Annotated in this window: 21 protein-coding genes; 9 read left to right on the top strand and 12 right to left on the bottom strand. The window is 70.7% G+C overall.

The genetic code is table 11. The annotated features are described in order from the left end of the window. Positions 1-53 precede the first annotated feature (53 nt). The 5 genes from KZ813_RS15510 to KZ813_RS15530 form a co-directional block, all read right to left on the bottom strand. Positions 54-950 (bottom strand): glycosyltransferase family 2 protein, encoded by an 897-nt coding sequence (locus tag KZ813_RS15510; RefSeq protein WP_219755886.1) that lies wholly within the window; start codon positions 948-950, stop codon positions 54-56. Next, positions 947-2236 carry a hypothetical protein gene (locus tag KZ813_RS15515; protein WP_219755887.1) on the bottom strand — a complete coding sequence of 430 codons (1290 nt, stop codon included), beginning with the start codon at positions 2234-2236 and terminating at the stop codon, positions 947-949. The genes KZ813_RS15510 and KZ813_RS15515 overlap by 4 nt, the downstream gene beginning before the upstream one ends. A gap of 229 nt (positions 2237-2465) precedes the next feature. Beyond that, positions 2466-4580 (bottom strand): GumC family protein, encoded by a 2115-nt coding sequence (locus tag KZ813_RS15520; RefSeq protein WP_219755888.1) that lies wholly within the window; start codon positions 4578-4580, stop codon positions 2466-2468. Between the two features lie 44 nt (positions 4581-4624). Then, a complete protein-coding gene (locus KZ813_RS15525) occupies positions 4625-5950 on the bottom strand; it encodes an outer membrane beta-barrel protein (RefSeq protein WP_219755889.1) in 1326 nt (441 codons plus the stop codon). Further along, positions 5950-6504 carry a polysaccharide biosynthesis/export family protein gene (locus tag KZ813_RS15530; RefSeq protein WP_308461909.1) on the bottom strand — a complete coding sequence of 185 codons (555 nt, stop codon included), beginning with the start codon at positions 6502-6504 and terminating at the stop codon, positions 5950-5952. Before KZ813_RS15530 ends, KZ813_RS15525 begins: the two co-directional genes overlap by 1 nt. A gap of 216 nt (positions 6505-6720) precedes the next feature. Between KZ813_RS15530 and KZ813_RS15535 the strand changes: the two genes are divergently transcribed. From KZ813_RS15535 to KZ813_RS15565, 7 genes are all read left to right on the top strand, one after another. Beyond that, entirely contained in the window at positions 6721-7890 is a 1170-nt protein-coding gene (locus KZ813_RS15535) for a glycosyltransferase (RefSeq protein WP_219755890.1), read from the top strand. A 17-nt stretch (positions 7891-7907) separates the two neighbouring features. Then, a complete protein-coding gene (locus KZ813_RS15540) occupies positions 7908-9080 on the top strand; it encodes a glycosyltransferase family 2 protein (protein ID WP_219755891.1) in 1173 nt (390 codons plus the stop codon). 33 nt (positions 9081-9113) lie between these two features. Then, a complete protein-coding gene (locus tag KZ813_RS15545) occupies positions 9114-10676 on the top strand; it encodes a glycosyltransferase family 39 protein (RefSeq protein WP_219755892.1) in 1563 nt (520 codons plus the stop codon). A gap of 268 nt (positions 10677-10944) precedes the next feature. Beyond that, a complete protein-coding gene (locus KZ813_RS15550) occupies positions 10945-12159 on the top strand; it encodes a glycosyltransferase (RefSeq protein WP_219755893.1) in 1215 nt (404 codons plus the stop codon). A gap of 87 nt (positions 12160-12246) precedes the next feature. Further along, entirely contained in the window at positions 12247-13170 is a 924-nt protein-coding gene (locus tag KZ813_RS15555; protein ID WP_219755894.1) for a glycosyltransferase family protein, read from the top strand. Between the two features lie 151 nt (positions 13171-13321). Beyond that, the gene (locus tag KZ813_RS15560; RefSeq protein ID WP_219755895.1) at positions 13322-14815 is read left to right on the top strand and encodes an MOP flippase family protein; all 1494 of its coding nucleotides are present in this window, start codon (positions 13322-13324) and stop codon (positions 14813-14815) included. Next, positions 14812-15762 (top strand): glycosyltransferase, encoded by a 951-nt coding sequence (locus tag KZ813_RS15565; protein WP_219755896.1) that lies wholly within the window; start codon positions 14812-14814, stop codon positions 15760-15762. Before KZ813_RS15560 ends, KZ813_RS15565 begins: the two co-directional genes overlap by 4 nt. A gap of 7 nt (positions 15763-15769) precedes the next feature. On the opposite strand, the gene KZ813_RS15570 is transcribed toward KZ813_RS15565, so the two are convergent. After that, positions 15770-17131: a DUF1501 domain-containing protein gene (locus KZ813_RS15570; RefSeq protein ID WP_219755897.1), complete on the bottom strand. Its 1362-nt coding sequence runs from the start codon at positions 17129-17131 to the stop codon at positions 15770-15772. Between the two features lie 11 nt (positions 17132-17142). Further along, a complete protein-coding gene (locus tag KZ813_RS15575; RefSeq protein ID WP_308461910.1) occupies positions 17143-19044 on the bottom strand; it encodes a DUF1800 domain-containing protein in 1902 nt (633 codons plus the stop codon). Between KZ813_RS15575 and KZ813_RS20415 the strand changes: the two genes are divergently transcribed. Then, positions 19028-19567 (top strand): hypothetical protein, encoded by a 540-nt coding sequence (locus KZ813_RS20415; protein WP_308461911.1) that lies wholly within the window; start codon positions 19028-19030, stop codon positions 19565-19567. The two genes, KZ813_RS15575 and KZ813_RS20415, sit on opposite strands and share 17 nt — an antisense overlap. 93 nt (positions 19568-19660) lie before the next feature. On the opposite strand, the gene KZ813_RS15580 is transcribed toward KZ813_RS20415, so the two are convergent. The 5 genes from KZ813_RS15580 to KZ813_RS15600 all read right to left on the bottom strand — a co-directional run bounded on the left by KZ813_RS15580 (position 19661) and on the right by KZ813_RS15600 (position 25284). Beyond that, positions 19661-20197, bottom strand: a complete 537-nt coding sequence (locus tag KZ813_RS15580) for a serine O-acetyltransferase (RefSeq protein WP_219755899.1) — start codon at positions 20195-20197, stop codon at positions 19661-19663. Between the two features lie 17 nt (positions 20198-20214). After that, positions 20215-21582 (bottom strand): cellulase family glycosylhydrolase, encoded by a 1368-nt coding sequence (locus tag KZ813_RS15585; RefSeq protein WP_219755900.1) that lies wholly within the window; start codon positions 21580-21582, stop codon positions 20215-20217. Positions 21583-21650: 68 nt separating this feature from the next. Next, positions 21651-22727, bottom strand: coding sequence for a glycosyltransferase family 4 protein (locus KZ813_RS15590; RefSeq protein WP_219755901.1), 1077 nt, complete (start codon positions 22725-22727; stop codon positions 21651-21653). A gap of 35 nt (positions 22728-22762) precedes the next feature. Next, positions 22763-24043 (bottom strand): glycosyltransferase, encoded by a 1281-nt coding sequence (locus KZ813_RS15595; RefSeq protein ID WP_219755902.1) that lies wholly within the window; start codon positions 24041-24043, stop codon positions 22763-22765. A gap of 53 nt (positions 24044-24096) precedes the next feature. Then, a complete protein-coding gene (locus KZ813_RS15600; protein WP_219755903.1) occupies positions 24097-25284 on the bottom strand; it encodes a glycosyltransferase in 1188 nt (395 codons plus the stop codon). 204 nt (positions 25285-25488) lie between these two features. On the opposite strand from KZ813_RS15600, the gene KZ813_RS15605 reads away from it, so the two are divergent. Continuing rightward, positions 25489-26856, top strand: coding sequence for a hypothetical protein (locus KZ813_RS15605; protein WP_219755904.1), 1368 nt, complete (start codon positions 25489-25491; stop codon positions 26854-26856). Positions 26857-26879: the final 23 nt, after the last annotated feature.

Here is a 26879-nt window from a genome sequence, read left to right on the forward strand (position 1 = left end):
CGTCAGCGCTGCGCGCTGCCACCTCCCCGTGCCGGGGAGGATTTCCCGCGCGATCACCGCCACAGATGTCCCCCGCAGTCGCGGATGTACCGCCGCGCCGCCGTGCCGATCGGCTGGCGTGCGGGCCGGTCGGGGCGGCGCAGCCACGTCACGAACTGGCGCATCGCGCGCACCACGTCCATCTCGCCGCGCGCGAAGGCATAGGCATAGGGCGGGAAGGCGATCAGGTTCACCCACACATAGGGCGAGGGCATGCGGAGATAGCTGATGATGAATTTGTTGGTCAGCCGGTCCGACTGCACCTGCCGCTTGGGCTTGCGGCCGGCGGGGTGCTCCAGCTCCTCGCACGCGATGTCGGGCTGGTAGCGGATCGTCCAGCCGCGATCGATGATGCGGTAGGAGAGCTCGATCTCCTCCAGACCGTAGAAGAAATCGGGCAGGAAGCCGCCGGTCTCGCGGATCGTCGCGGCGCGGAAGGCGACGCATCCGCCGACGAAGCGGAAGGTGTCGAACGGCCGCGTCAGGTCGATCGACTTGTCGGTGTGCGGGATCAGGTCGGGACGCGGGCGAGTCTCGCCGCGCACGTGCTTGCGGATCGTCACCGCGCCGAGCCGCGGCGTCGAGTCGAACAGCGCGCCGAAACGGTCGAGGAAGTCGGGCGTCTCGACGAAGACGTCGTCGTCGAGCAGCACGACCACCTCGCCGCGCGCCCGCTCGAACGCGAGGTTGCGCGCGACCACGCCCTTGTTGACGCCGTCCCACAGATGCACCGCGTGCGCGAAGGGGGCGAGCTGCGCGGCGCGGTCGACCCGCTCGACGTTGTTGTCGATCACGATCAGCTCGTAATCGTCGCGCCCGGCGAGATGCCGGGCGAGCCGCTCGATCACCTCGGCCAGGATCGGCTCGCGCGCGTAGGTGAGGATCGCGATCGAGTAGCGGATGTCGGTCATGCGTCTGTCTCTCGCGCGTGGCGCGCCTCGGCGGCGCGCAGCAGCAGCAGGTTGATCGCCTGGGTCACCGCGAAGGCGATCGCCATGCCGGCGACGCCGTGGCGGCCGCCGAGCCACAGGCCGAGGATGGTCAGCGCCGCGGTGACGCAGCGGATCGCCAGCATCGTCCGCCCGGCGCGGCGCACGATCAGCAGCGTCTCCGACGGGAGGTTGAGCCCGAACAGGAAGAAACCGAGCGCGAGCAGCCGGACGGTGTCCGCCGAGCCGTCATACTGGCCGTGGAACACCAAAGCGACGAGCGGCGCGGCGAGGAGCGCGACCAGCGCGAGGTAGAGGCCGGTCGCCACCGCGATGGTCAGCCGCGAGCGCCGCACCACGCGCGCCAGCCCCGCCATGCCCTCGGCGGCGAAGGCGCGCGCGGCGCGCGGCTTGTCGATCGAGTCGATCGCCGAGACGATGCTCATCGCCGGGTTGGTCAGCGTCCGCGCCGCGGTGAACAGCGCCGCGGCGACCGGACCGACCAGCACGCCGATCACGACCACGATCGAGGCGGTGCTGTAGACCGAATAGGGCAGGTTGGTCGCGGCGAGCCAGCTCGACTCGGCGCGGTGGCGCCGCACCAGCGCGCTCACCCCGGCGCGGTCGGCGCGCGCGGGGGCAAGGCCGGGGAGCGCCAGCGCGAGCGCGGCGAGGCTGGCGAGCACCCAGGCGATCGCGCCGCCGGGCGCACCCAGGCCGAGGCGCCCCGCCGTCAGCGCGGCGAGCGCGAGCACGAGGGAATAGACGGTCGCGCACAGCGCCACCATGTCGGCACGGTCGATCTTATAGAGCCAGCGCCGTGCGAACTCCCACGCCAGCATCGCGGGCGAGATCGACGCGGTGAGCAGCAGGGGCTCGACCGCCCAGCCGCACTCGGGCCAGCGCCGCGCCGCCAGCGCGACCGCCCCGCCGACCAGCGCGGTCGCGGCCGAGAGCGCGAGCGCGAGCGCGAGCGCGATCCACCACCAGTCGCTGTTCTCGGCGTGCGCCGCGCGCGGGTCGTGCCCGGCACGATGGTCGGTGGTGAAGGGCAGCACCGCGGCCGAGCGGTGGAAGCCCGAGATGACGTAGTGGAGCCCGATCATCATGCCCACCGCGCCGAACTCGGTCACCGCCAGCGCGCGACCGAGCAGGGCGAAGGCGATGATGTTGCCGACCCCCGACGTCCCCTGGTCGACCAGGGCGTACAGCCGCGGCGCCGCGGCGGCCCCGACGCGCCGTTCGAGCGGCGCGGCCAGCGTGCGCATCGCGCGTTCGAGGCGTTGCGCCGGGATGGTCGGTCCTCCTCGTCGGGCGGTGGTAATAGGAAGGGTCAGGATGCTCGTGCGCGCGGCACCCACCCTCCGTCATCCTGAGCTTGTCTCAGGATCCACCGTTCCGCACAGTCAGAGGCCGCGGCTCTTGCGGCACGGTGGATCCCGAAACGAGTTCGGGATGACGGCTGACTGCGCCGGCTCACGCCGACGCGGCCTGCCGTCAGTTGCTGACGTAATATTCCTTCATGTCGGTGTAATAATAGGACGCGTCGCCATAGCCCGACTGCGCCTGGGTCTTCAGGTTGACCATCGTCATCGCCACGCCCGCGACCGAGCCGCCGACCGTCTCGATCTGGTGGAGCGCGGCGCGCACCGCCTTCACCGGGGTACGGCGCCAGTGCGTCAGCAGCGCCAGCGAGTCGAGCTGCGGGATCATCGTGCGCGTGTCGACCACCGCGAGCACCGGCGCGGTGTCGATCAGGATCACCTCGAACTCGCGCCGCAGCGTGGCGAGCATGTCCTTGAACGCCTCGGTCTCGAAGATGCGCTGGCTCTTCTCCGCGCCCGGCGTGATCGGCAGGATCACCGCGCCGGTCTGGTCGGTGATCATGACGTCGCGCAGCGTCGTCTCGCCGTTGAGCGCGTTGGTCCAGCCCATCGCGGCGTCGGGGCACATCGCCTGGGTGACGGAGCGGCGCCGCAGGTCGGCGTCGATGATCGCCACCTTGGTCGAGGCCATCGCCAGCACGCGCGCCATCGAGGTGGTGGTGGTCGTCTTGCCCTCGCGCGGCAGCGCGGAGGTGACGCCGATCACGCGGCCGCCCTCGGTCGGCGCCTCGCGCGCGTCGAAGATCAGCGTCGTCGCCAGGCTGCGGAACGCCTCGGCATAGGACGACATCGGGTGCAGGATCACCGCCTCGGCCGCATCCTTGGTCCGCGGCTTGTCGATCGCCGAGGTCAGCGTCGGGATCGAGTTGAGGAAGTCGACCCCGAGCAGGCGCTGGATGTCGTCGATCGTGTTGATCGTCTGCGACCAGCGCTCGCGCAGATAGGCCAGCGCCAGCGCGATCGCGGTGCCGAGCGCGAAGCCGACCAGCAGGTTGATCAGCAGCCGCGGCGACGAGGGCGTGAGCGGCGGCACCGCCTCGACGACGATCTGCGCGTCCGGCTGGACGATCGCGAGGTTGGTCGTCTGCTGGCCCACCGTCGCGAGCAGGTTGGAGTAGAGCAGCCGCGCGGCGTCCGACTGGCGCTGCAGCTCGGCCAGCTCGACGCCGGCGCGGACGTTCGAGGCGAGTCGGCCCTGCGTCTGGGCGAGGCTGGACTCGATCGAGGCAGCGCGTGCGCGCGCCGCGTCGGACTCGGCGCGGACGCTCCGCGACACGCTCGCCATCTCGCGGTCGACCGACTTGTCCAGCTCGGCGACGCGCTGGCGCGCGTCGATGACCTGCGGGTTGCGATCGCCGTAGCGCGCGCTGAGCCCCGCCAGGTCACGGCTCGCCTGGGCACGCTGCTCGCGCAGGCTCGAGAGCGCGCTGGTATCGACCCCGCCCGAGATCACCGTGCTGCCGCTCGCGGCGCCGCGTACCGCGGCCTGGGCCGCCTCGCCGCGCGCGCCGGCCAGGGAGTTGTTCATGTCGTTGAGCGCGTCCACCGGCGCGTTCGACGTGGGATCGACGACGATGTTGTTGCGCAGGCGATAGGCCGCCACCGCGGCGTCGGCGTCGCGCGCGCGCTGGCCGAGCAACTCGAGCTGCTTCTTGAGGTCGGTCTTGCCGCCGTCCTCGGTGCCGGCCTTCTGCTGGGCCTGCACCGTGAGATAGGCGCGCGAGAAGGCGTTGGCGATGCGAGCCGCGTCGAGCGGATTGGCATCGGTGTAGCTGATCGTGAACAGCGGGGTCTGGCCCACCCGCGCGGCGGCGACATTGGCGAGCAAGGCGGAGGCGAGGGCATCGACCGACTGGCCGCTCGGGTCCATCGCCTTGGCGACCTCGCGCAGACGCGCGTTGTTCAGCACGGCCTTGTCCTGCAGCACCTGCTTGGCCACCGGCAGCGAGCTGACGATCTGCAGCTGCGCGCTGATCGCGGCGTCGCGCTCCTGGTCGGAGAGCGAGCGCTGGGCCTGCGAGCCCGCGTCGCGCGCCAGCGTCTCCGCCGGCGCGTATTGCAGCTGCGTCGATGCCGTATATTTCGGCGACATCAGCTTGGTGCCGACATAGGCCAAGACCAGCATGGCCGCCACGATCGCGATGCTGAGCGGCAGGTGCCGCTTCAGGCGCGAGAACAGCCCGGCGAGATCCTGCGGTCCAGGGTCTCGGATCGTCTCCTGATTCATAAGCTACCTGCGCTGGCTGGGATCGATGCGGACATCGCCCTGGGTCAAATCCTGAACTTCATGCTGGTGAGCGCGCGGAACTCGTTGATCCCCGGCCCGCGCTGCGTCCCCGAGCTCTGACGCGAGCTGTAATTGGCGTCCAGGCTCAGCACCCACCGCCGATTGAGCGTGTAATCGAAGCCACCGACCGCGATGACGCCGGTGTCCTTGCGGTCGAAATTCTTGAAGTCGCCGGTGAAGTAATCCAGCCCGACATAAGGGATCAGGCTGCGGAGCAACTCGTGGTTCACGCGCACGCCGGCCCGGCTCGCGATATAGCCCGGAGAACCTCGGATCGCGGCCTCCTCGGGCTGACGCGACACGACCGCCGAGATCGTCGTCAGCGGCGACAGGTAATAATCGGCGCGGAGATCGATCGCGATGCCGCCGATCGGCACGAACACCGGGCTGGCGTAGGTGCGGCGGAAATATCCCACGCCGCCCGCGACGCGCACCAGGTCGCTGACGTCGGCGATGGCGCCGATGCCACCGCGCCACTCGCTGCTGGTGCGATCGTCCAACACGTTGGTGGTGTCGTAATCGGTGCGGCGATACGTCCCCTGCGCGAAGACCGAATTGTCGGGGCTCACCTGATATTCGGCGCGCACCGTGCCGCGATACACCTCGCGGTCGCGGAACGACAGATCGATCCGCGTGCCCGTGGTGCTGACCGTGTCGCCGTAGCGGAAACTGTTGAAGTCCCCGCTGACGGTCCAGCGTAGCCGGTTCGTCACGAGCGCGGCGCGCAGCATGCCGCGCGCCTGATCGACCGCCACCGAACCGGCGCCGTTGACCGGGAAGTTGGCTTCCTGCTGGCTCTCGTACGTGCGGCGATACGACGCCGCCCCGTTGATCTGGCTCTCGCCGACCACGTCGAGGCGGCCGGACAGCTCCGCGAGGAACCCGTCCTCGTCCCGCGGCGAGGTCCAGCGGTAGCGCACACCCGTGTAGTTGAGGGTGCCGCGAAGCTCGTGCCTTCCCCAGTCACTGCGCAGCGCCAGCTGCGGCGTCACCACCGCGAACGTGTCCGACCGCGGGTTGGCCGAGGCGCCGACCACGTTGGTGGTGACGCCGACGCCGGCGCTCACGTCGGGGTAGAGCCGGAAGCTGCCGAGCGGCAGCCCGATCGGGGCCAGCTCGGGCTTCTGCCGCTCGAGCACGCCCTGGTTGCGCCCGGTCTGCGTCGTCAGCGGGATCTCGGAGTCGAGCAGCTGGCCGAACACCTGTGCCGCGGCCGCGCCCGGCCAAGCCGCACCCGCCGCGAGCAGCACGCCGACCAGCGGCGCGGTCGCCGCGGCGGATCGACGCGCGCGCGAGAGAGCGCGGCGCATCAGAAGTAGCGCTCGCCGACTCTGATCGTGTCGCCGGGTTGGATCAGCAGGTCGTTGGTGACGCGGACGCGATATTCCTGCGGGTCGCCCTCGCGCTTGACGAAGACCTCGCCCTTCTTGGCGCGATAGGTGAAGCCGCCGGCGCGCGCGACCGCGGACAGCACGGTCATGCCCTGCGCATATTCATACTGGCCCGGCGTGTTGACCTCGCCCAGGATGTAGAAGGGGCGGTAGTTGACGATCGTCACCGCCACGCTGGGGTTCTGCACGAAGCCGTCGGCGAGCCGCGTCCGGATCTCCTCGGAGACCTGGTTGACCGAGCGACCTTTGGCCATCACGCGACCGATCAGCGGCAGCGTCACGGTGCCGTCGGGGCCGACCAGCTGCTCGCCGGTGAGCTCCTGCTCGCCGTAGACCGCGATCTGCACCTTGTCGCCCGACCCGAGCAGATAGGCCGGCACACCCGCCGTCGCGGCGGGCGCCGGCGCGCTCTGCGCGCCCGCTACCCCCGCGTTGGCAAGCAGGATCAGACCCCAACAGGCTGTGATACGCACCGACACTGCTCCCCGGTTAACGGCGTCGATACCTACCAGTGAACCTCGCGTCACGTCAACATGGTGCGGTGCAGCACAATGTCCTGTTCTGAAATGGTAAGTCTTGGTTTTTCCGTTGCATCGAATGACGTCTCGCCACACTCTGCGGGCTCAGGGGCCAGTGTACGCGGTCGTTAGTCGGGGCGACTTCCAATAGATACGTCGATCGTTCTCGCGATGGTGGCGGCCGCGGTGTTGTTGGCATGCGCGGTCCATCCGCTGCTGACCTATCCGCTCAGCCTGCGCGTCTTCGTGCGCGCGCATCGGGCGGTGCCGACGACCGAGCTGGCGTCGCCGCCGCCGTCGCTCGCGATCTGCATGAGCGCCTACAACGAGCAGGACGTGATCGCCGCCAAGGTGGAGCGGCTGATCGAGGTCGCCGCCGCCTACGGCCCCGCGACGATCCACGTCTACGCCGACGCGCCGCAGGACGGCACCGTGGCGATCCTCGAGCGCTACGCCGACCGCATCGACCTGGTGGTGGGCGCCGAGCGCGCGGGCAAGACCTTCGGGATGAACCTGCTCGTGGCGCGCAGCCGCGGCGACTATATCCTGTTCACCGACGCCAACGTGGAGAGCCAGGTCGACGTCGCGACGCGGCTGGCGCGCTGGCTCGCCGATCCCAGTGTCGGCTGCGCCACCGCGCGGCTGGTGTATTCCAACTCCGACGAGACCGCGACCGCGGCGCTCGGCTCGGGCTATTGGCAGCGCGAGGAGCAGATCAAGCGGATCGAGAGCGACCGCATGGGGCTGATCGGCTGCGACGGCGCGATGTTCATGATGCGCCGCGCGCTGCACCGCCCGCCGCCGCCGCACCTGATCGACGACCTGTTCCTCAGCCTCACCATCCTGATCGCGGGCAAGCGCATCGTCAGCGCCGACGACGTCGCGGTCTATGAGCGCAGCGCCACCGGCGCCAACGAGGAGAAGCGCCGCAAGCAGCGGATCGCGTGCCAGGCGCTCAACGTGCATCGCGCGATGTGGCCGCAGCTGCGCCGCATGCGCTTCCTGCCGCTCTACGCTTATGTGTCGCATCGCCCGATGAAGTGGCTGATGCCCTTCTTCGTCGCCGGCGCGGTGCTGTGCGCGGGACTCGCCCTCGCGCTCGCCGTCGGCTGGGCGATCGCGGGCGGGCTGGCGCTGCTCGCCGCGCTGCTGCTGGTGGTGGGGGAGACGACCCAGGCCAAGCCGCTGTCGCTCGCCTCCTCGGCGGTGCTCAGCCTCTACGGCGTCGGCGTCGGCGTGATCGAGTCGGTGTTCATGGGCAAGACCTACACGGTGTGGGACCCCGCGCTGTCGGTGCGGCTCGACCCGCAGCCGAGCGCGAGCGACGCGGTGCCGCGATGATCGACACGGGAGACAGGATGGACCGGCCGACCCTGCGCGAGGCGACGCCGCCGGCGGCGCCGACGCGCGCGCTCCCCGCCGAGCTCGCGATCGTGGTGCCGGTGTACAACGAGTCGCGCAACGTGCCCCTGCTGGTCGCGGCGCTCGACGCCGCGCTGGCGGACGTGCGCTGGGAGGTGGTGTTCGTCGACGACAACTCGCCCGACCGCACCGCCGACCAGGCGCGCGACCTCGCGCTGGCCGACCCGCGCGTGCGCGTGGTGCAGCGCTTCGGCCGGCGCGGCCTGTCGACCGCCTGCATCGAGGGGATCCTCGCCACCGCCGCGCCGTACGTGGCGGTGATGGACGGCGACATGCAGCACGACGAGCGGGTCCTCACCGACATGTTCCGCCGCATCGCCCAGGGCGACGTCGACGTCGTGGTCGGCAGCCGCTACGTCGCCGGCGGCGGGGTGGGCGAGTGGGACCGCCGCCGCGCCGCGATGAGCCGCTTCGCGACGCGGCTCGCGGGCCGGCTGACTCGCGCGCCGATCACCGACCCGATGAGCGGCTTCTTCATGCTGCGCCGCGACGCCTTCATGGCGGCGCTGCCCAACCTCTCGACCGTCGGTTTCAAGATCCTGCTCGACATCGCCGCCTCGACGCCCGAGCCGCTGCGCGTCGCCGAGGTGCCCTACACCTTCCGCACCCGCCAGCACGGCGAGAGCAAGCTCGACAGCCTGGTGCTGTGGGAATATCTCCAGCTGCTGCTCGACAAGATGTTCGGCCGCTACGTGCCGGTGCGCTTCATCAGCTTCGCGATGGTCGGCGGGTCGGGCGTGTTCGTCCACTTCCTCGTGCTGACGATCGTGCTCGAGTCGCTGCTGACGTTCGGCGACGGGGCGGCGCACCAGGGGCGCTCGTTCGCGATCGCCCAGGGTGCCGCCACGCTGGTGGCGACCACCAGCAACTTCCTGCTCAACAACCTGCTGACCTATCGCGACCAGCGCCTCACCGGGCGGCGGCTGTGGTGGGGCTGGCTGAGCTTCAACCTGGTGTGCGGCATCGGCTTCCTCGCCAACGTCGGGATCGCGCATTATCTGTACCAGCGGCAGAATTACCTGGTGGTGTCGGCGCTCGCCGGCATCGCGGTGACCACGGTGTGGAACTACGCGATGTCGTCGATCTTCACCTGGCGCAAGCGCGGCTGAACACGCCGCGCTCGCGCGGGGGAGAGGGGACGGATGGAGCGGAGCGACACGCCGCGGCGCTGGCCGGGCTCGGGGCTGGAGGCGCGGATCGGCATGGCCGCGCTGACCGCCGCGGTGCTGGTGGCGGCGACGGTGCGGCTCGCCTTCTCCGACTATTCGCTGTGGTTCGACGAGCTCGCCTCGGTGTTCTTCGCCTCGCAGCCGACCGCGCGGCTGTGGAGCGCGTGGATGCTGCGCGAGACCAACCCGCCGCTGTTCTACACGCTGCTGCGCTGGTGGATCCAGGCCACCGGGCTGAGCGACGCCGGGCTCCGCGTTCCCGGCATCGCCGCCAGCCTCGCCGCGATCGGCGTGATCTACGCCGCGGTGGCGCGCGCCTACGGCCGCCGTGCCGCGGTGGCGGCGGCGCTGCTGCTCGCGCTCTCGCCGCAGCAGCTGTATTTCTCGCACCAGGTGCGCGCCTATATCTTCCTGTACCTGGCGGTGGCGATCTCCTTCGCCGGGCTGGTGCAGGTGCTGCTGGCGACGACGGCGCGCGGGCGCGCGATCGGCTGGCTGCTCTACGTCGCGGGCGCGGTCGCGGGCATCTACCTGCACACCACCGGCGTGATCTGGCCCGCCACCGCGACGCTGGCGCTGATGCTGGTCGACGCGCGCTTCCGGCCGCCGCGCGGAGGGCTCTGGATCGCGCTGGCGGTCGCCGGCGGCGTGATCGTGCTGGCGTCGTCCTGGTGGCTGTACATCACCTTCCGCCAGCTCACCCAGCCCAACGGCAATCTCGGCTGGATGCAGGGGCTGGGCCCGACCAAGAGCGCGCTGGTCTATGTCGCCACGCTGCTGCAGTCGCGCCAGATCAGCGCGCTGCAGCTGCCCGCGCCGCTGCTGGTGGCGGGGTTCGCGGTGCTGGGAGCGTGGCGCGGGCGCGGCGAGGCGGCGACGCGGCTGACGCTCGCCTGCCTCGCGAGCGCCACCGCGCTGTTCCTCGTGCTCAACCTCAAGCAGCCGATCTTCCTCGACCGCACCATCCTGTGGCTGTCGCTGTTCCCGCTGGTGCTCGCGGCGCGCGGCGTCGGCACGCTGCGCGGGCGCGGCTATGGCGTGGCACTGGTCGCGCTCGCGCTCGCGCTGGGCGTTAGCGTCGTGCTGACCCGGCCGCACCTGCCGCGCGAGGATTGGCGCGCGGTGGTGACCCGCGTCGGCGCCGACCCGCGCGGCGCGCTGCTGGTCGACGGCGAGGCGATGGGGGTGGCGACGCAGATGGCGTGCCGCGTCCAGCTCCACCGCCCCGCCTGCCCCTTCGCGGTGGTGGCGCTCGTCCCGCCGGGGCCGCAGCTCGACGCCTGGGGGCGCGGCCTCGCGTCCCCCGTGCCGGCGCGCGACGGGCGGCTGGCGCTGCCCGCCGACGCGCGCGCCTATGTGCTGCGCCGCCCGTTCCACGACGCGCTGCTCGACGTGCAGCGCGCCGGGCTGCTGCGCGACGCCGACGCGAGCGCGCCCGCGGCACCGTACGTCGTCGGGCCGTACCCGCCGGCGCTGATCGTGGCGCTGGCGCAGCGCAGCCGCGTCGCGGACGGGACGGTGCGGGTGGAGCGCTGAGCGCCGGCTACCTCTCTGTCCCGGCACGAGACAGAGGCGCGCCATGGGCAGCCGCGGCGCGCCGGATCAGCCACCCGGGGTAGTCGGCCGCTGACCCCGCGGGCAGCCCGGCGACCCGCGGCGACCCTATCAGGGCACCGGCCCGTCGTGGGCGCGCGACGCACCGTGGAACCGGCGCTTGCGTCCGCCCGAGCCGCTGCCTAAGGCCGCCTCGGTCGCATGTCCGCCCGGCGCGAATGGCGCACTCCCAACCATCTACGGCTCCGCGGTGTCATCTGTGAACATCCTGATCGTGAACGCGCTCTACCCGCCCCATCGCATCGGCGGTGCCGAGAAGTCGGTGTCCCTGCTCGCCGACGGCCTCGCGCGGAGGGGTGACCGAGTCACCGTCGCGACGCTCGACGACATCGCGGCGCCCACCACCGAGCGGCTGGCCACCGGGGTGGAGGTCCACCGCTTCCCGCTCGACAACATCTATTGGCCCTACGGCAAGGAAGTCGTCGATCGTTCGGCGATCGAGGGCTTCCGCTGGCACCTTCGCAACAGCTGGAACCGGCGCGCGGCGCGGCGCGTGGGCGCGCTGATGGACACGGTTCGCCCCGACGTGATCCACTGCAACGTGCTCACCGGCTTCAGCAACGCGGTCTGGTCCGAGGCGTCGCGGCGCGGCATCCCGATCGTGCAGACGCTGCGCGACTATGCCGTGGTCTGCGTGCGCACCTCGCTGTTCCAGCACGACACGACGTGCACCAAGCGCTGCGCCGAGTGCCGGCTGCTGACCTTCCCCAGCAAGAAGGCCTCGCGGCAGGTCACCGAGCTGGTCTCGATCAGCCATTTCGTCGATGCCAAGCACCGCGAGTTCGGCTTCTTCGAGGGCGTGCCCGGGCGCCGCATCTTCAACATCATCCCCGACCCGCAGCGCGACGACGCACCGCCGCGCGAGGGGCCGCTGACGTTCGGCTACATCGGCCGGGTCGAGTCGGGGAAAGGCATCGAGGTGGTGCTCGACGCCTGCGCTCGGCTCGGGCGCGCGGACTGGCGGCTGCGCGTCGCCGGCGTCGGGCTGGCGAGCTATGTCGAGGACCTGCGGCGCCGTTACCCGGATCCACGGATCGAGTGGCTGGGCTTCGCCGATTCCACCGCCTTCTACGAGTCGATCGACGTCGCGCTGATCTCCTCGATCTGGCCAGAGCCGCTGACCCGAACGCTGATCGAGGCGACCAAGTTCGGCCGCAACGTGATCGCGGCGGATTCGGGCGGAATCCCCGAGATCGCCGACCTGCCGCGCCGCTCCGCGGTGTATCCGGCCTATGACAGCGCGGCGCTCGCCGCCGCGATGACGACCGCCATCGACGCGCGCGACGACTGGCGCCAGGGTGGCGTCGGGCGTCCCGACCTGCTCGCGGCCTTCTCGGAGGAGGCGGTGGTCGCGGCCTATCGCGACGTCTTCGCCGACGCGATCGCGGCCAGGCCCGCGGCGTGAGCGCGCGGCATGTTGCGGCGCGGCGGGCTCGACCGTAAGCCCGCACGGGCCGCCGCGCGGCGCGGGGCGCAACAGGAGGTGCCGGCATTGAAGCTGAAGCGCGCACTACGGTCGACCTTCCCGCGCGGCTATCGGCTGCTGGGGCGGCTCAAGCGTCTGCTCGACGTCGCGGGACCGCGTGAGCAGCGCCGCCGGCTCGCCGCGGCGGTGGCGGCCACCGACGCCTTCCCCGCGGTCGGGGAGCGGAAGCGCCACGGGCTGGCGACGCCGCTGGTCGTGTCGCTGACCTCTTACCCCAAGCGGTACGCGACCCTGGCCCGGACGCTGCGGAGCCTGATGGACCAGACGGTCCGGCCCGACCATCTCGTCCTGTGGCTGGCCGCGCCGGACCGCGCGTCGCTGCCAGCGGACGTGCTCGCGCTGGTCGAGCACGGGCTCGAGATCCGCGCGTGCGCCGACCTGCGATCGGCCAAGAAACTGCTGCCGGCGCTCGCCGCCTTCCCCGACGCCACGATCGTCACGACCGACGACGACGTCTATTACGAGCCGCTGTGGCTCGAGCGGCTGGTCGACGCCGCCCGCGATCATCCCCGCGCGGTGATCGGGTATCGCGGCCATGTCGCCCAGTTCGACGCGGGCGGGCAGCCCGCCGCTTACGAGGATTGGGCGTTCGATACCGACGCGACCGGGGACCTCGGCCCCGGCCGGCTGCTGTTCCTGACCGGCGTGTCGGGCATCCTCTACCCGCCCGGCGCGCTGCACGAGGACGTGCTCGACGCCGAATCGTATCTCGCGCTCTGCCCGCGCGCCGACGACATCTGGTTCTTCGCCATGGCGGTGCGCCAGGGTACCGCGCGGCGCCGCGTGGCGCATCGCCTGCCCGTCGTGGAGTGGCCGGCGTCGCAGGAGAGCGCGCTCAACAGCTACAATTTCCACGAATCCGGCAACGACGCGCAGTTCGCCGCTCTGCTGGAGCGCTTCCCCGAGCTGCGCCCTGCGCTGCGCTCCTAGCTGCCGGGGCGCCGACGCCGCGGCGTCGCGTCATGGTGCAGTGCGGCAAAATTCGTACCCGCTTCGGCGAGAAGCGGTGCTATGGGCCGGTCGCCCTCGCCATCGCGGCGCGGCGCTGCTGTCGATGTCTTCTGGTGGATAGGCCTGAGCGGTGGAACTGAAAGCCAAGACGATGAAGGCGGTGAAGTGGAACTTCGTGTCCACCGCCATCGGCGCGTTCGTGGGATTGTTGCAGCTGTGGCTGCTGGCGCGGATCCTGCCACCGCACGAATATGGCGTCATCAGCCTGGCCCTGATGATCATCACCTTCTTCAACATCTTCATCGATTTCGGCATCTCGAACTCGATCATCCGCCACGGTCACATCACCGAGCTCGAGCTCTCCTCGCTCTACACCATCAACATCGGTCTCGGCCTCGTCACCTTCGTCGTGGCGTTTCTCAGCAGCCCGCTGCTGAGCCATTTCTTCAAGTCGCCCGAGCTGACGATCCAGCTGCAGATCATGTCGTTCGTGTTCCTGTTCGTGCCGTTCGGGCAGCAGCAGCGCGCGATCCTGTCGCGCGAGCTGCGCTTCGACTTCGTCGCGATCGTCTCGATCATCACGCTGCTGACCAACTGCGTGCTGGTGATCGCGCTCGCGGTCATCTTCAAGAAGGCGTGGGTGGCCTCGGTCGCCTTCTTCGTCAGCACGACCCTGGGCTGCATGATCTTCTTCGCGCACAGCCTGCGCGAGCGACGCCCGTCGTTCACCTTCTCCTGGCCGGCGGCGCGGCCGCACATCCGCTACTCGGTCCAGCTGGTGCTCGACTCGCTGATCAACGTGGTCAGCGTGAACACCTATCCGGCGCTGATGGCGCGGATGGTCAGCCTCACCGCGATCGGCGGCTACAACATCTCCTACGGCATCAGCATCAACCTGATCGAGCGACTCAAGCCGGTGCTGGTGCAGGCGCTGTTCCCCGCCTTCGCCAAGATCCAGGACGACGAGAGCAAGCTGACGCGCAACTTCCTGCTGGTGACCAGCTACGGCATGCTGGTGAACCTGCCGCTGCTGGCCGGCATGTTCGTCTGCAGCAGCCTGGTGGTGCAGCTGTTCTTCAAGCCGGAATGGCACTTCATCGCGGTGCTGGTGAAGATACTGTGCCTGGTCGGCATGGTGCGCAGCATCGATCCGCCGGTGATCTCGCTGCTGCTGGTCAAGGCGAAGATGCATCTCAACGTGCGCATGGGGGTGGCCAAGCTGCTGATCGGCATCGTGCTCGCGGTCCTGCTGGGGCAGCGCTACGGCATCGTCGGCATCGCCAGCAGCTTCCTGATCGTCCAGCTGCTCAACACCATCGCCTCCTATTTCTTCCTGGTGCGTGCGTGTGTCGTCGGGGTCGGCCGCCAGTATCTCACCAACGTGCTGATCCCCTTCGCGCAGACGCTGCCGATCTTCGTCGGGGCGGGCGCGATCGTGGTGCTGGCGCCGACCCCGTGGCCCGCCCTCGACCTCGCGCTGGCGGTCGCCGTCGGGGCGATCGGCTACGCGCTCGGGCTGTGGTTCTCCCCCTTCGCGCTGGTGCGCGACTTCGTGCTGCTCGCCGCCTCGGGGCTCAGCGCGAAGCTCGGCGGGCATGCCAGTCGCGCGATGCGCCCGTCGTGAGCGCGGCGCCGGTGTTCCTGTCGGTCGTCGTACCCTGCTACAACGTCGGGCCGGCGATCGATGAGCTGCTCGCGGCGGTCACCGCGCAGATGGGCGACGACGACGAGCTGGTGCTGGTCGACGACGGCTCGGTCGACGACACCGCCGCGCGCATCCGCGCGTTCGTCGCGCGCAGTCCGCGCGGGCGCCAAGTCGTGCTCAAGCAGACCGCCAACGCGGGCGCGGCGCGCGCGCGCGCGCTCGGGCTCAGCCTGGCGCGCGGCGAGTTCGTGTTCTTCTGCGACAGCGACGACCTGATCGACGTTGACTTCATCGCCACGCTGCGCCGCCAGCAGGCGCTGCACCCCGCGATGGACCTGATGTTCTTCTCCTCGGCGATGGTGACGGCGCGCGACGGCAGGCTCGTCCCGGTCGCGCCCAAGGTCGCCTACGCGGAGGCGCGGCGCTACGAGGACGGCGGCGAGTTGCTGGCGCATCATCTGCGCCAGCGGATGTACACCGCGGCGGTGTGGACGTACGTCGCGCGACGCGATCTGATCGAGCGCAGCGGCGCCGCCTTCACCGACCGCGGCGCGCACGAGGATCATCTGTTCACGCTCAAGGTGATCCTCGCGGCGCGCCTGATCGTCGCCGTGCCCGATCTGCTCTATCGACAGCGGGTGCGCGACGGGTCGCTGACCAACTCGCGGAAGTCGGCGAGCTATGTCATCGACCGGATCACCGCCGCGGATGAGGCGATGGCGGCGCTGCGCGATCGGCCGGCGGCGCTGCGTCGTCTGTACGACGACTGGTCGTTCTACTCGGTGATGTGGATGCTCTGGGACAATCGCGACCTGGTCGGCGCGGTGGCGCGCACGCGCGAGGGGCGCGCCTATCTCGCGGCGCGACCGCTCCGCCTGCTCGGTTTCGCCGCGCGCGCCGCGCGCCGCGGCCTGCGCCGCGGCTGACCGTCGCTCAGGTGAACAGCGCCAGCGGCGCGCGGCCGTTGCTCGACCAGGTCGCCCAGTTCGGCACGACATAGGGCATGTCGGCGTCGCTGACGCCGTGCCAGCGAAGGATGGCGCCGATATACTCCTCCTGCGACGTGGTCGGCAGGAAGCGCCCTTCCCAGCTGATGTCATCGTTGCCGCCGAGCGTCGGGTCCGGGTAGCGGCCGAACACGCCGCGCTGCGCGACCCCGCCGCCGATCACCAGGTGATTGCTGCCCCAGGCGTGGTCGCAGCCATATTGGGCATTGCCCTGGTAGGTGCGGCCGAAGTCGCTCATCGTGAAGGCCGTCACCTGGTCCTGCAGCGCCAGCCCCTGCATCGCGTTGTAGAAGGCGTAGAGCGCCAGCGCGAGTTCCTTCAGCAACACGGCATGACGGCCGCTGCCGGTATCGCCGACGGTGACCTGGCCGTCATGCGTGTCATAGCCGCCGTGCGAGACGAAGAAGGTCTGACGCGCGTGGCCGAGCGTGCCGCGCCCCTCGATCATGCGGGCGACGCGCTTGAACTGGTTGGCGATGTCCGAGGTCAGCGCGGCGCCGGTGTCGGGGTCGACGAAATAGCCGTCGACGCTGCTCGTCTGCCCCAGGAGCGAGGCGGTCGCGCCCATCATCGCATAACCGTCCGAGTAAGCGGTGCCGGCCGACTCGCTCAAGGTGCCGAGACCGCTGCCGTCAGCGAAGCTCGCCACCGCGGAATCGATGCTGCTCTGACCCGAGGTGAGCCGCGTCAGCGCGCCGGTCGCCGGCACCACCAGCGGGCGCGAGGTCTGGCCGATCAGCGCGAGGTTGTTGCCGGCGAAGGACATCAGCGGCGGCACCGTGCCGGCGGCGAGCCGATCGTTGAGCCGTCCCATGAACCCGTCCAGGCTGGTGCCCTGCGGGCGCAGGCACTGCCAATGCTCCTGCTCGTCCGCGTGGCTCATCAGATTGGTCGGGCGCAGGTCGGGGCGCGCCGTATAGGTCGCCTTGTCGAGCGGCGCGGCGAGCGTGCCGGTGTTGAGCACCAGCGACATCGCGCCGCGATCCCAGAGCTCGCTCAGCCGCGCCATCGCCTTGTGCAGGCCGAACGACACGCCCGACAGCGGCGTGATCGCGCCGGGCGCGAGCGCCACTGTGCCGCGCGACTGGAGATAGGCGCCGTAGGTGGCGGGATCGGTCGGGACCACCATGTTCCAGCCGTCGTTGCCGCCGAACAGGAACACGCCGACCATGGCGCGATAGCTTCCCGTGGTGGCGCCGAACGCGGCGCCGCGCCCGAACATGCCGATGGTGGCGGCGGCGCTGGTGCTGACCGCGAGACGATGGAAGTGGCGGCGCGACATCAACATCTATCGGGTCCTTAGCGATCGACGAGGAAGTTGGGGCTCGACGCGGCGATGTAGAGGGCTGCCTGCGCGCGCTTGTGCGCCTGGACCGTCGCGTCGTTGTTACGGATCGACAGCAGCGCGCTGCGCAGCGCCGAGAGCTGTGCCGAGGTGGCGGAATTGTCGAGCAGCAGCAGGTTGGTGACCGCCACCAGCCGGTCGACGTCGGTGCCGACCTCGTCCCAGCCGGTCCAGCGCGGCTGCGTGCCGGTGAAGTTCGGCAGGCCCATGTCCCAGCTATATTCCTGCCGGTTCGCGTCGCCGCGCATGGTCCAGTTGAACACGAGGTTGTGCACCTCGGTGACGTTGCCGGCCGACAGCAGCTTCGACGCCGGGCTCACCAGCCCGCGCGCGCGCGGGAGCGGGTAGTCGGGCGGGTAGAAATTGAACACCGACGGCGCGCCGAAGACCGGCTGGCCGAGATAGGTGTCCTTCAGCACGAAGGCGATGCCGTCGGTGGAGAGCCCGATCGCCCGGGCGATCGACGTCATCACCAGGATCGGCTCCTTCACCTTGCCGGCGTCACCCCGCGGCTCGTCGCCGCGTGCCTCGGGGTCGAGCAGGATGGCGCGCACCACCGCCTTCAGGTCGCCGCGCACGCCGCTGCCGTTGTTCTCGAACACCCCGGCGACGCGGTCGACGTAGCCGCCCGACGGGTTGGCGGTCACCAGGTTCTGGATCAGCAGCTTGGCGATGCGCGGCGGCGTCGACGGATGGTTGAAGGCCGCCCCCACAACCGCGCGCACGCTGTCCGCCGGGCTCGCCCCCGCCGCCACGCTCGTGCCGAAGAAGGACTTGGCGTCGCTGTCATATTTGGTCGCCGCCGCCGGCACCATCGGCAGCGAATAGTCCGCGCCGGTCCAGTCGGTGCGGCCACCGCTGCGGACATAGGTCCAGCCGGTCAGCGCGCGCGCGACCCCGCGCACGTCGTCGGGACCATAATTGGGGATCGTACGGCCGCCCGAGTCGGTCACCGCGGTGCCGTCGTGGGCGAGCTTGACGGGGCCCATGCTGAACAGCTGCAGCAGCTCGCGCGCGTAATTCTCCGATGGCGCGGTGCGGACGCTGTCGGCCATGTTGAGGTAGCGGCCCATGTAGCCGTGCAGCGTCACCGACTGGAGCAGCTCGCCGTAATTGCCGAAGGCATTGTCGAGCAGCAGCTGCTGGTACGAGGCGAGCCCCGCCGTCGAGTCGCCCTGGTTCGACACGACCAGGATCTGCGACAGCGCGAAGGCGACCCGCTGGCGCAGCTGGTCCGGCGCCATCGTCGCGTCGGCGTAGAACCGCGCCGCGACGCGCGCGCGGTTGAAATGGGTCAGCACGCACTTCGGCACGCCGGGGTTGACCGAGCAATAATTGGTCGGCACCCACTCGATCAGATCTTTGTACGTGCTGCCGCGCAAGGTGAACTGCTCGTCGATCCACCCGGGCAGGCCCAGCTCAGCGATCCGCGCGACCACCTGCGGGTTGGGGCCGAAGGTGGCCTGGCGGGCGAGCCGGATGACGTCCGGCGGCACCGCCGCGGCGCCGCTCGCGCTCAGGACGGGCTGGCGGAAGGCGGTGAGGCCGCTGCTCCATGCCAGGTTGGTGCCGTCGGCGGTGAAGAGCGCGAGGAAGCGCCAGAAGGCACTCGCGATCGTGTCGGCCAGATCGCTCGCGAGACCGGCGAGATAGGCGAAGCCGCCGGCCGGCTGCGAGGCCGCGGGTGTCGGCGTGGGCGTCGGCGCGGGCGTGGTGTCGGGTGCGGTCGTCGCCGCCGGTGTCGGGGTGACGACGACGATCTCGCCGCTCGACGGTGGCGTCGGCGTCGGGGTGGGTACAGGCGTCGGGGTGGGCGCTGGCGTGGGGGTGGGCGCTGGTGTGGGCGTCGGCGTCACCGCCGGGATCGTGGTCGGCGACGGCGTGGGCGTGGGTGCCGGTTGCGCCGGGCTGGGGGTCGGTGATGCGGTCGGCGCAGGCGTAGGCGTCGGCGTGGGCGTCGGCGTGACGACCGGCGTCGGGGCCGGTGTCGGCGTGACGATCACGATCTCTCCACCGCCAACCGCGGTCGGCGTCGGCGTCGGCGTGTCGGTCGGGCCCGAGCTGGCGGGCGGCACGACCGGGGTCGGTGTCGGGCTCGGCGCCGGTACGACGACGACGGGTGCCGGCGTGGTGGCGGTCGCGCCCCCGCTGCCGCCACCGCCGCCGCCGCAGCTGGCCAGCGCCACGCAGGCGCAGGCTGTAAGCAAAGATGTACGTCGTCGTGCGCTCGCCACGCCTGCCCCGCCCGTCTCGATGATCAGGATGTCGCGCGGCTACCGCGCTGGCAGATCAGTAAGCGGGTGCACTAAAGACGAGGTTAATGTGGCGGCGGTCCGAGCCCGACTTCTGGCATCGGACGGAAGAAAGATCGAGCGATGAGCAAGCTTTGTCGCCACAGTATCAGGGCGAACTTGCGTTAACTATTTTCTGGTATCTACTCGCGCCCGGCGACCTGATTCGTCGCGTGCCGGATCAGGGGGCGCTCGTCGCCCGGACGATGCGGGCCGGGTTGCCCGCGGCGGTGGCGCCGTCGGGAACGTCCGCGAACAGCACCGCGCCGGCGCCGACCCGCGCGCCGGCGCCGACGGTGATCGCGCCGAAGATCACCGCGCCGGGATAGAGCGTCGCGCCATCGCCGATCACCGGATGTTCGTCGGGGCCCGACCGGCCCACCGTCACCGACTGGTAGATCGTCGCGTCGCCGCCGATGCGAACGCCCTGGCCGATCACCACGGCGACGGGGTGGGGCAGGGAGAGGCCGGCGCCGATCTGGCTCTCGAGATGCAGGTGACAGCCGCTCCGCCGCGTGTTCCACCCCCAGATCAGCGCGCCCAGCTTGTCCCACGGGGTGCCCACCAGCGCCGTCGCGATCCGATGGAGGAAGACGGTGGCGAAGCCCGGGTGAAAGACGAAGGCGGGCACCGCGCCGAGCAAGCGGGTCCGGCCGGTGTTGGCGCGCAGGTCGGCGAGCACCAGGTCGCAGAAGCGCACCGACCCCATCCCCCTCACGCGCGTGCCGGCCGCGATCAGCCGGTGATCGCCAGCGTGACCGGGCGACCGAGCGGGTAGCGCGCCACGAGGGGCGCTTGGCCGACCGGCAGGTCGCCGTCAGCGCTCGCCGGATCGCCGCACATCATGCGCACGCCCGGCTTGCCGGCGAAGCGGACGCGGCTGCTCGGGTTCATGCTGTTGGTCCAGACCACCGCGAGCTGACGATCGGCCATGGTCGCGCGGAGCACGAACACGTCGGGGCGCGGGCGCTGCAACTCGACCGCGCGCGCGCCGGACACGATCGCGCGCGCCTCCCGGATGAAGCAGGCGGCGGGCTTGGGCTGATCGTCGTAGCCGAAGATGCCGAAATTCTGCTCCATGTCCTTGGGATCCTGCCCCTCGTCCTTGAGCTCATAGGCCCAGGAGCCGCGCAGCCACGGCAGCGTCGCCGACTGCAGGATATAATGCGCGAAATTATAGGCCTGGCGCTGCTGATTGACGCCGCACTTGCCGTCGACGGTCGGCCAGCCGAACTCGGTGACGTAGATCGGCGTGTCGCGTCCGCCGCGCTGCTGGCGCAGCAGCGTCTGGAGCCGCTGCAGCCGCGTCAGCATCTCGTTGGCGGTGCGGTTGTTGACGCCCTGGCAGTGATTGTAGGTGTGGACCGATATGCCGTCCGCGCCGTCGAGCGCCCCGTAGCGGACGATCGCCTGCGTCCACTTCCAGTCGGGGTCGTCGCCGGCCGAGCCGACCACGATCGGCGCGTTCGGGTTCGCCCGCTTGGTCGCCTGGACCGCCACCTTGGCGACCGCGGCATAGTGGATCGCGGCGCGCGCGTCCGACGGGTCGCCCTCGCCGGTCAGCCGAGCGGGCGGCTTGACCTGGCCGACACGCAGGTTCCACTCGTTCCACACCTCGTAGATCGTGTCGTACGACCGGGTCATGCGCACCAGCGCGCCGGCATAGTCGGCGAACTGCTTGAGCTGCGCGTCGTCCAGCGGCATCCCGCTCGGCGAGAGCGGGAACGGCGGGCCGGCGAAGCCGAACAGCGGCCGCGCCCCGGCGACCGGCAGGAAGCCGATGATCCGTCGCGGGTCCTTGATCACGGGCGGACCGTCCGGCGGGAAGCTGAACTGGGCCCAGACGACACCGTCGCGATAGGAACCGGCGCCGATCGAGCGGAGCTGCGCGGCGGCGCGCGCGCCGTCGGTATAGCCGAGCAGACGACCCATGCCGAAATGAGTCTGCGCGCCGAAGATCGGCGGCGTGTAGCGCCCGGCCGGCGGCGTGGCCGCGAAACTGACCTGAGTCGTCGTCGGCACCTGCGACCACAAGGCGGCTGCCGCCAGCGCGGTCGCGGCGACGGTGCCCGCGACCGCCAATGGCCATCTCTTCAGGCTCATCGCCCGTCTCCCCACAAGCTTCCCGGCGCGGCTAGAACGAGGCAGCCGCGCCCGCGATCCGCGCGCGATCACCTGCGCCGCGCCGCCGCGACGCAGGCGGCGGCCAGTGTGGCGGCGGAGCGCTCCCAAGAGAAATGCGACAGACGCGCGCGGCCGCGCGCCAGCCGATCCGCGCGCCACGCGCCGTCGTCGTCCAGCGCGCGCCGCATCAGCGCCGCGAGGGCGCCCGCGTCGTGCGGATCGAAATAGTCGGCCGCGTCGCCGCACACCTCGCGCACCGGCGCGATCGCGCTCGCGAGCACCGGGCAGCCGTTGCCGAACGCCTCCAGCGGCGGGATACCGAACCCCTCGTACAGGCTCGGGAAAACCAACGCGCGCGCGCGCCGCATCAGCGCGGTCACCTCGGCGTCGGAGAGCCGCCCGGCCAGGATCACCTGCTCGGGCGCGTCCGGCATCTCCGCCGCGAAGACGCCCCCGTCGATCTGGCCGACGATGACCAGCCGCGCCGCCGGGCGCTGGTCGCGCATCGCCTCGATCGCGACGCGGAGGTTCTTGTTCCGGGTGAGGCTGCCGATGGTGACGAAGAAGGGCTGGTCGTCCTGCAGTCCCAGCTTGGCGAACACCGCGTCATCCGGCGTCGCGTCGAGATGCTCGGCGGAATTGGTCGCGACCACGATCTCGTCGGCGGGGATCCCGAGCCAGTGCGCCAGCTCCCCGCGCGAGAAGTCCGACACGGTCGCGATCGTGGCGCCGCGCGCCAGCAGGCGATCGACGACGCGGTGGAGCAGCACGTAGCTGCGCGAGTAATTCTCGGGGAAGCGGTAGATCGCGGCGTCGTGGATCACCGCCACCTGACGCCGCTGGAATACCGGGCCGCTCGCCGCCAGGCTCAACGCCACGCCACGGCGCGCGATCCGCGCGAAATCGACCTGCTCCCAGGCATGGCCGCGCAGCCGCCCGTGATGCACCTGCGTGATCGCACCTAGAGGCAGCGGCGGCGCACCCGGCGGGAGCACCAGCTGGCACTCCATCGCGAGCGCGCCGCGTGCCGCCAGCGCGTCGAGCGCGAGCACGATCTGGGTGGCATAGCGCTGCACGCCGGTCATCGGCTGCTGGCGGAAACGCCCGTTGATGAAGAGCGTCACCTTCTCCCGCCCCGTACCCGCCACCGCGCGCCGGCTCAGCGGAACGTGCCGGCCGGCGTGGCGCGCGCCGCCAGCGCGGCCTCGACGAAGCGGGCGAAGGAGTCGAGGAAGCGCTCGCGGCTGAACGACAGCGCGTGGGTGCGGATCGCACCCGCGTCGTAGCTCGCCTCGTCGCGCTCGAACGCGGCGATGGCGGCGACCAGGCTGTCGACGCTCTGCTCGGCGAAATGCAGGCCGGAGAGGCCCGGCACCACCGTCTCGGTGGCGCCGCCCGAGGCATAAGCGATCACCGGCCGGCCCGAGGCCATGGCCTCGACCGGGGCGATGCCGAAATCCTCCTCCCCGGGCATCAGGAAGGCGCGCGCACGCGCGTAGTAGCGCTTCAGCTCGGCGAAGGAGCATTGCCCGACGAACTCGATCGTCGGCCCGGCGAGCTTGCGCAGCGCCGCGGTCTCGGGGCCCTTGCCGGTGATCACCAGCCGGCGGCCGAGCCGGTTGCACGCCGCGATGGCGAGGTCGATCCGCTTGTACGAGACGTGGCGGCCGGTGATCAGATAATAGTCCTCGACCTCGGGCGAGGTGGCGAAATCGTCGACCTCGACCGGCGGGTAGATCACCTCGGCGGGGCGGCGGTAATAGCGCGCGATGCGGCTGGCGACGTAGCGGGAGTTGGCGACGAAGCGGTCGACTCGCAGCGCACTGCCCACGTCCCACAGCCGCAGACGCGGGATCGTGACCGACAGCACCAGCCGCTTCAGCAGCGAGGCGTCGCGCCGGTAGTGATGATATTGATCCCACAGGTAGCGCATCGGCGAGTGGCAGTAGCAGACGTGCACCGTGTTGAGCGGCGGCATGATCCCCTTGGCCGGGCCGGACTCGCTCGAGATGATCAGGTCGTAGCCGTCCAGGTCGAGGTTCTCGAGCGCCATCGGCGCGACCGGCAGCAGCGAGCGATGGAAGCGCGCCGCGCCCGGGACCTTCTGGAGGAAGCTGGTGCGCAGCCGCTCGTCGGGCACGATCGTGCGCGCATAGTCGGGATCGGCGACCAGGGTGTGGACCACCGCCTGCGGGAAGATCCGCAGCATCGTCTTGACCACGTTCTCGCCGCCACCCGGCCCGACCAGCCAGTAATGCACGATCGCGACCCGCAGCCCGGCGAAGTGCGCGCGCCACTCGGCCTCGTCGCGGAGCGGCGCGTCGATCGCGCTCACTTCGCCCGCGGCATCCGGCCCAGCGCCCGCGGGCGCGGGCAGCGGGGGCGCCGCGGTGATCTCGCGCTCCATCGTCATCACGCTACCATCCTGCTGTGGCCTCATGCGAAAACCCCGTTTATGCCGTGCTATCGCAGGTGCGGCCTCATATTGCACGATCAAAGCCGTGCCTCGACCAGCCGTTCGTAGATCGCCAGCGTCCGCTCGGCGACAACGTCCGGGTCATAGTCATGGCGGTCGATCAGCCAGCGCGCGCGGACCCGCTCGCGCAGCGCGCGATCGCCGCGGACTCGCGCGATCGCGGCGAGCAGCGTGGCGGGCGCGTCCGGGTCGAACACCAGCCCGCGCTCGCCGTGCGCCACCATCTCGGGCAGGCCGCCCCGCGCGGCGACGATCGGGATCACGCCGTGGATCCCGGACTCGAACGCGACGCGGCCGGACGGTTCATCCCAGAGAGAGGACACTACGAGCGTATCGATCGTGGCATAGAAATCGTCCGGTGCCTGCACGCCCAGGAAGTCGACCGGGAGGTCACGAGCCAACTCCTTCAACTGATTGACATAGTCGGACCTGCCGTCGCCCCCGACGCGCAGCCGCCAGCTGTCCCCCGGGAGCGTGCGCAGCATCGTCAGCAGCTGTTCCAGCCCCTTCTCGGGCGAGATCCGGCCGAAGAAGCCGATCGTGAGGCGGTCGGGCTCGAGCAGGTCCGGCCGCGGCGCGACCGGCCGTTCGGGGCGGTAGGCACCGGTGAGGATCGTCGTCGGCACGTCGCGCGGGAAAACGTCGCTGCAGTCGTAGATCGAGCGGATCTTCTCGGACACGTAGATGACGTGGCGAACCAGCGGCGTGCGCCGCCGCGCCGGCGCGAGCGCGAGCGCACGGCAGCTGCGGCACACCCCCGTACAATTGGCGCCCTTCTTCCTGTGGCCTGAATTGAGACACATGAGATAATAATCGCTGACGCGGTGGACCACGGGAACGCCCCACGCCGCCGCGACGCGCCAGATCGTGGTACCGATCCCCGCCATCACGTGCGTGTTGATGACGTCGGGGCGGAAGTCGCGGAGTACCGCGCGATAGTCCGCCGCCATGCGGTCGCCCAGGCGATCGATCAGGTGCCAGCCGATGCGCGTCGGCGCGGGATGGTCGCCGCGCAGGTAGAGGTTGCGCAGCCGCAGCCGATATTCGGGGATGCCGCTGGCGGCGTGGAGTCCGCGGTGCGCGTGATCGTCGACGTTGAGCACCGCCACGGCATGGCCGCGTGCCTGCAGGCCCTGCGCCAGCTGCATCACCGACACCTGCGCGCCGCCGTGCACCCGCGCCGGAAAGTAGTTCCTCGAGACCAACAAGATTCGGATGGCGTTCCTCCGGCCTCGCGGCGGCGCCGCGCGGTCGATCTCCTGATAGCGACGGTGCGCGACCTCTGCGCGCGGCGGGTCACGATCGCGACCGTGGTGACCCAAGACGGGAAAACTGTCAATTCGGGATAGGTTGACATTGCGCCGCGGCGGCGAAGCACCTAGCACCGCGTCGTGGGAATTGAACGCCCGATGAACGGAATTGACAGCCTCGCGCCGGTGGCGTCGGGGCGGCGCGCGCGTCGGCATCGTGCCGACGCGGCGGCGCCGTCGTTCCGCGGCTGGTCGGCGGGCGTGGCGGGCGGAGAGCGGGTCCGTCGGATCGTCGTATGGGTGACGATCGTGCTGATCTATCGGCAGACCTTCGCGGCACCGATCCGCGCCTTCGCGCCCTTCCTCTGGTATGTGCCCGACGTGCTGATGGCCGGCGCGCTGCTGGCGATCGCGGGCGCCGGGATGCGCGACAAGGTCGTGCCGGTGATCGTCTCCGTCGGCGCGCTGGCGCTGCTGGTGGTCTATTCGCTGCTCAGCAACAAGGGCTATGCCGTGGCGCTCGCGGTCCGCGGGCTGGGCTATATCCTGCTCGCCTTCTTCGCGGGTCTCGGCGTGCGGCGCGACGACCGGCTGCTACCGTTCGCGCTGGTGGCGGCAGCGGCGATCAGCATCGTCGGCGTCTATTATGACGCGCTTTTTTCCGTGCCCTGGGCAGGGATGGAGTTCGAGGGTTTCGGCGGTACCGCCGACGCGGCGCGGCAATGGTCGGCCGCGGGCAGCCGGCGGCTCTCCGGCCTCGGCATCGCCTCGACCGACACCTCGGTGATCATCGCGGCCGGGACGCTGGTGTACCTGAGCGTCACACGGAACCGGCTGCGGCCGTCGAGCGCCCTGTTCTGCGCCGCCGCGGTGCACGCGCTGGTGCTGACCACCCAGAAGGCGACGGCCGGCTGGCTGATCCTCACCGTGCTGGCCGCCTATGTCGCGCCGCTGGTGGCGTTCCGTCGCGCCGGCTTCCACGCCTCCGCGCTGCTGCGGCCGCTGGGCGTGCTGGGACTGGTCGCCAGCATGCTGGTGCCGCCGATCTTCGCCGGGTTCAACTTCAGCGCCGCGCTGCGGGTGAACGCGGCCACGCTCGACCAGCGGATGATCGAGGTCTGGCCGCGGGTGCTGCCGCATCTCCTCGACTTCCCCCAGGTCCTGCTGGGTTTCGGGCTGGGCGGTATCGGCGCCACCGGGTTGAGGCCGGACCTGGCGATGATCGACAATATGTTCCTCTATGTCGCGCTCACGCTCGGCCTGCCGGCGGCCGTGGCCTTGTTCACGATCGCCGCGCGGGCGCTGCTGGCGACGCCGCTGCGCGACGGGATCGACTTCGCCGCGCTGGCGCTGGTGGCCCTGCTCGCGCTCAACGGCATCACCGCCAACATCGTCGTGGCCGGCGCGGTAGGCAGCATCTACCTCGGCTACGCGGTCGGCTGCCTGCTCCGCCCGCTGCGCCGCACCCGCTCGAGGCGCCGCGGCGGCCACGCCGGGGCCGCCGCGCCCGTCGCGGCGGCGGGCTGACCGAGGTTGGCCAGCGTTCCTTC

The organism is Sphingomonas folli (assembly GCF_019429525.1).
Lineage (GTDB): Bacteria > Pseudomonadota > Alphaproteobacteria > Sphingomonadales > Sphingomonadaceae > Sphingomonas > Sphingomonas folii.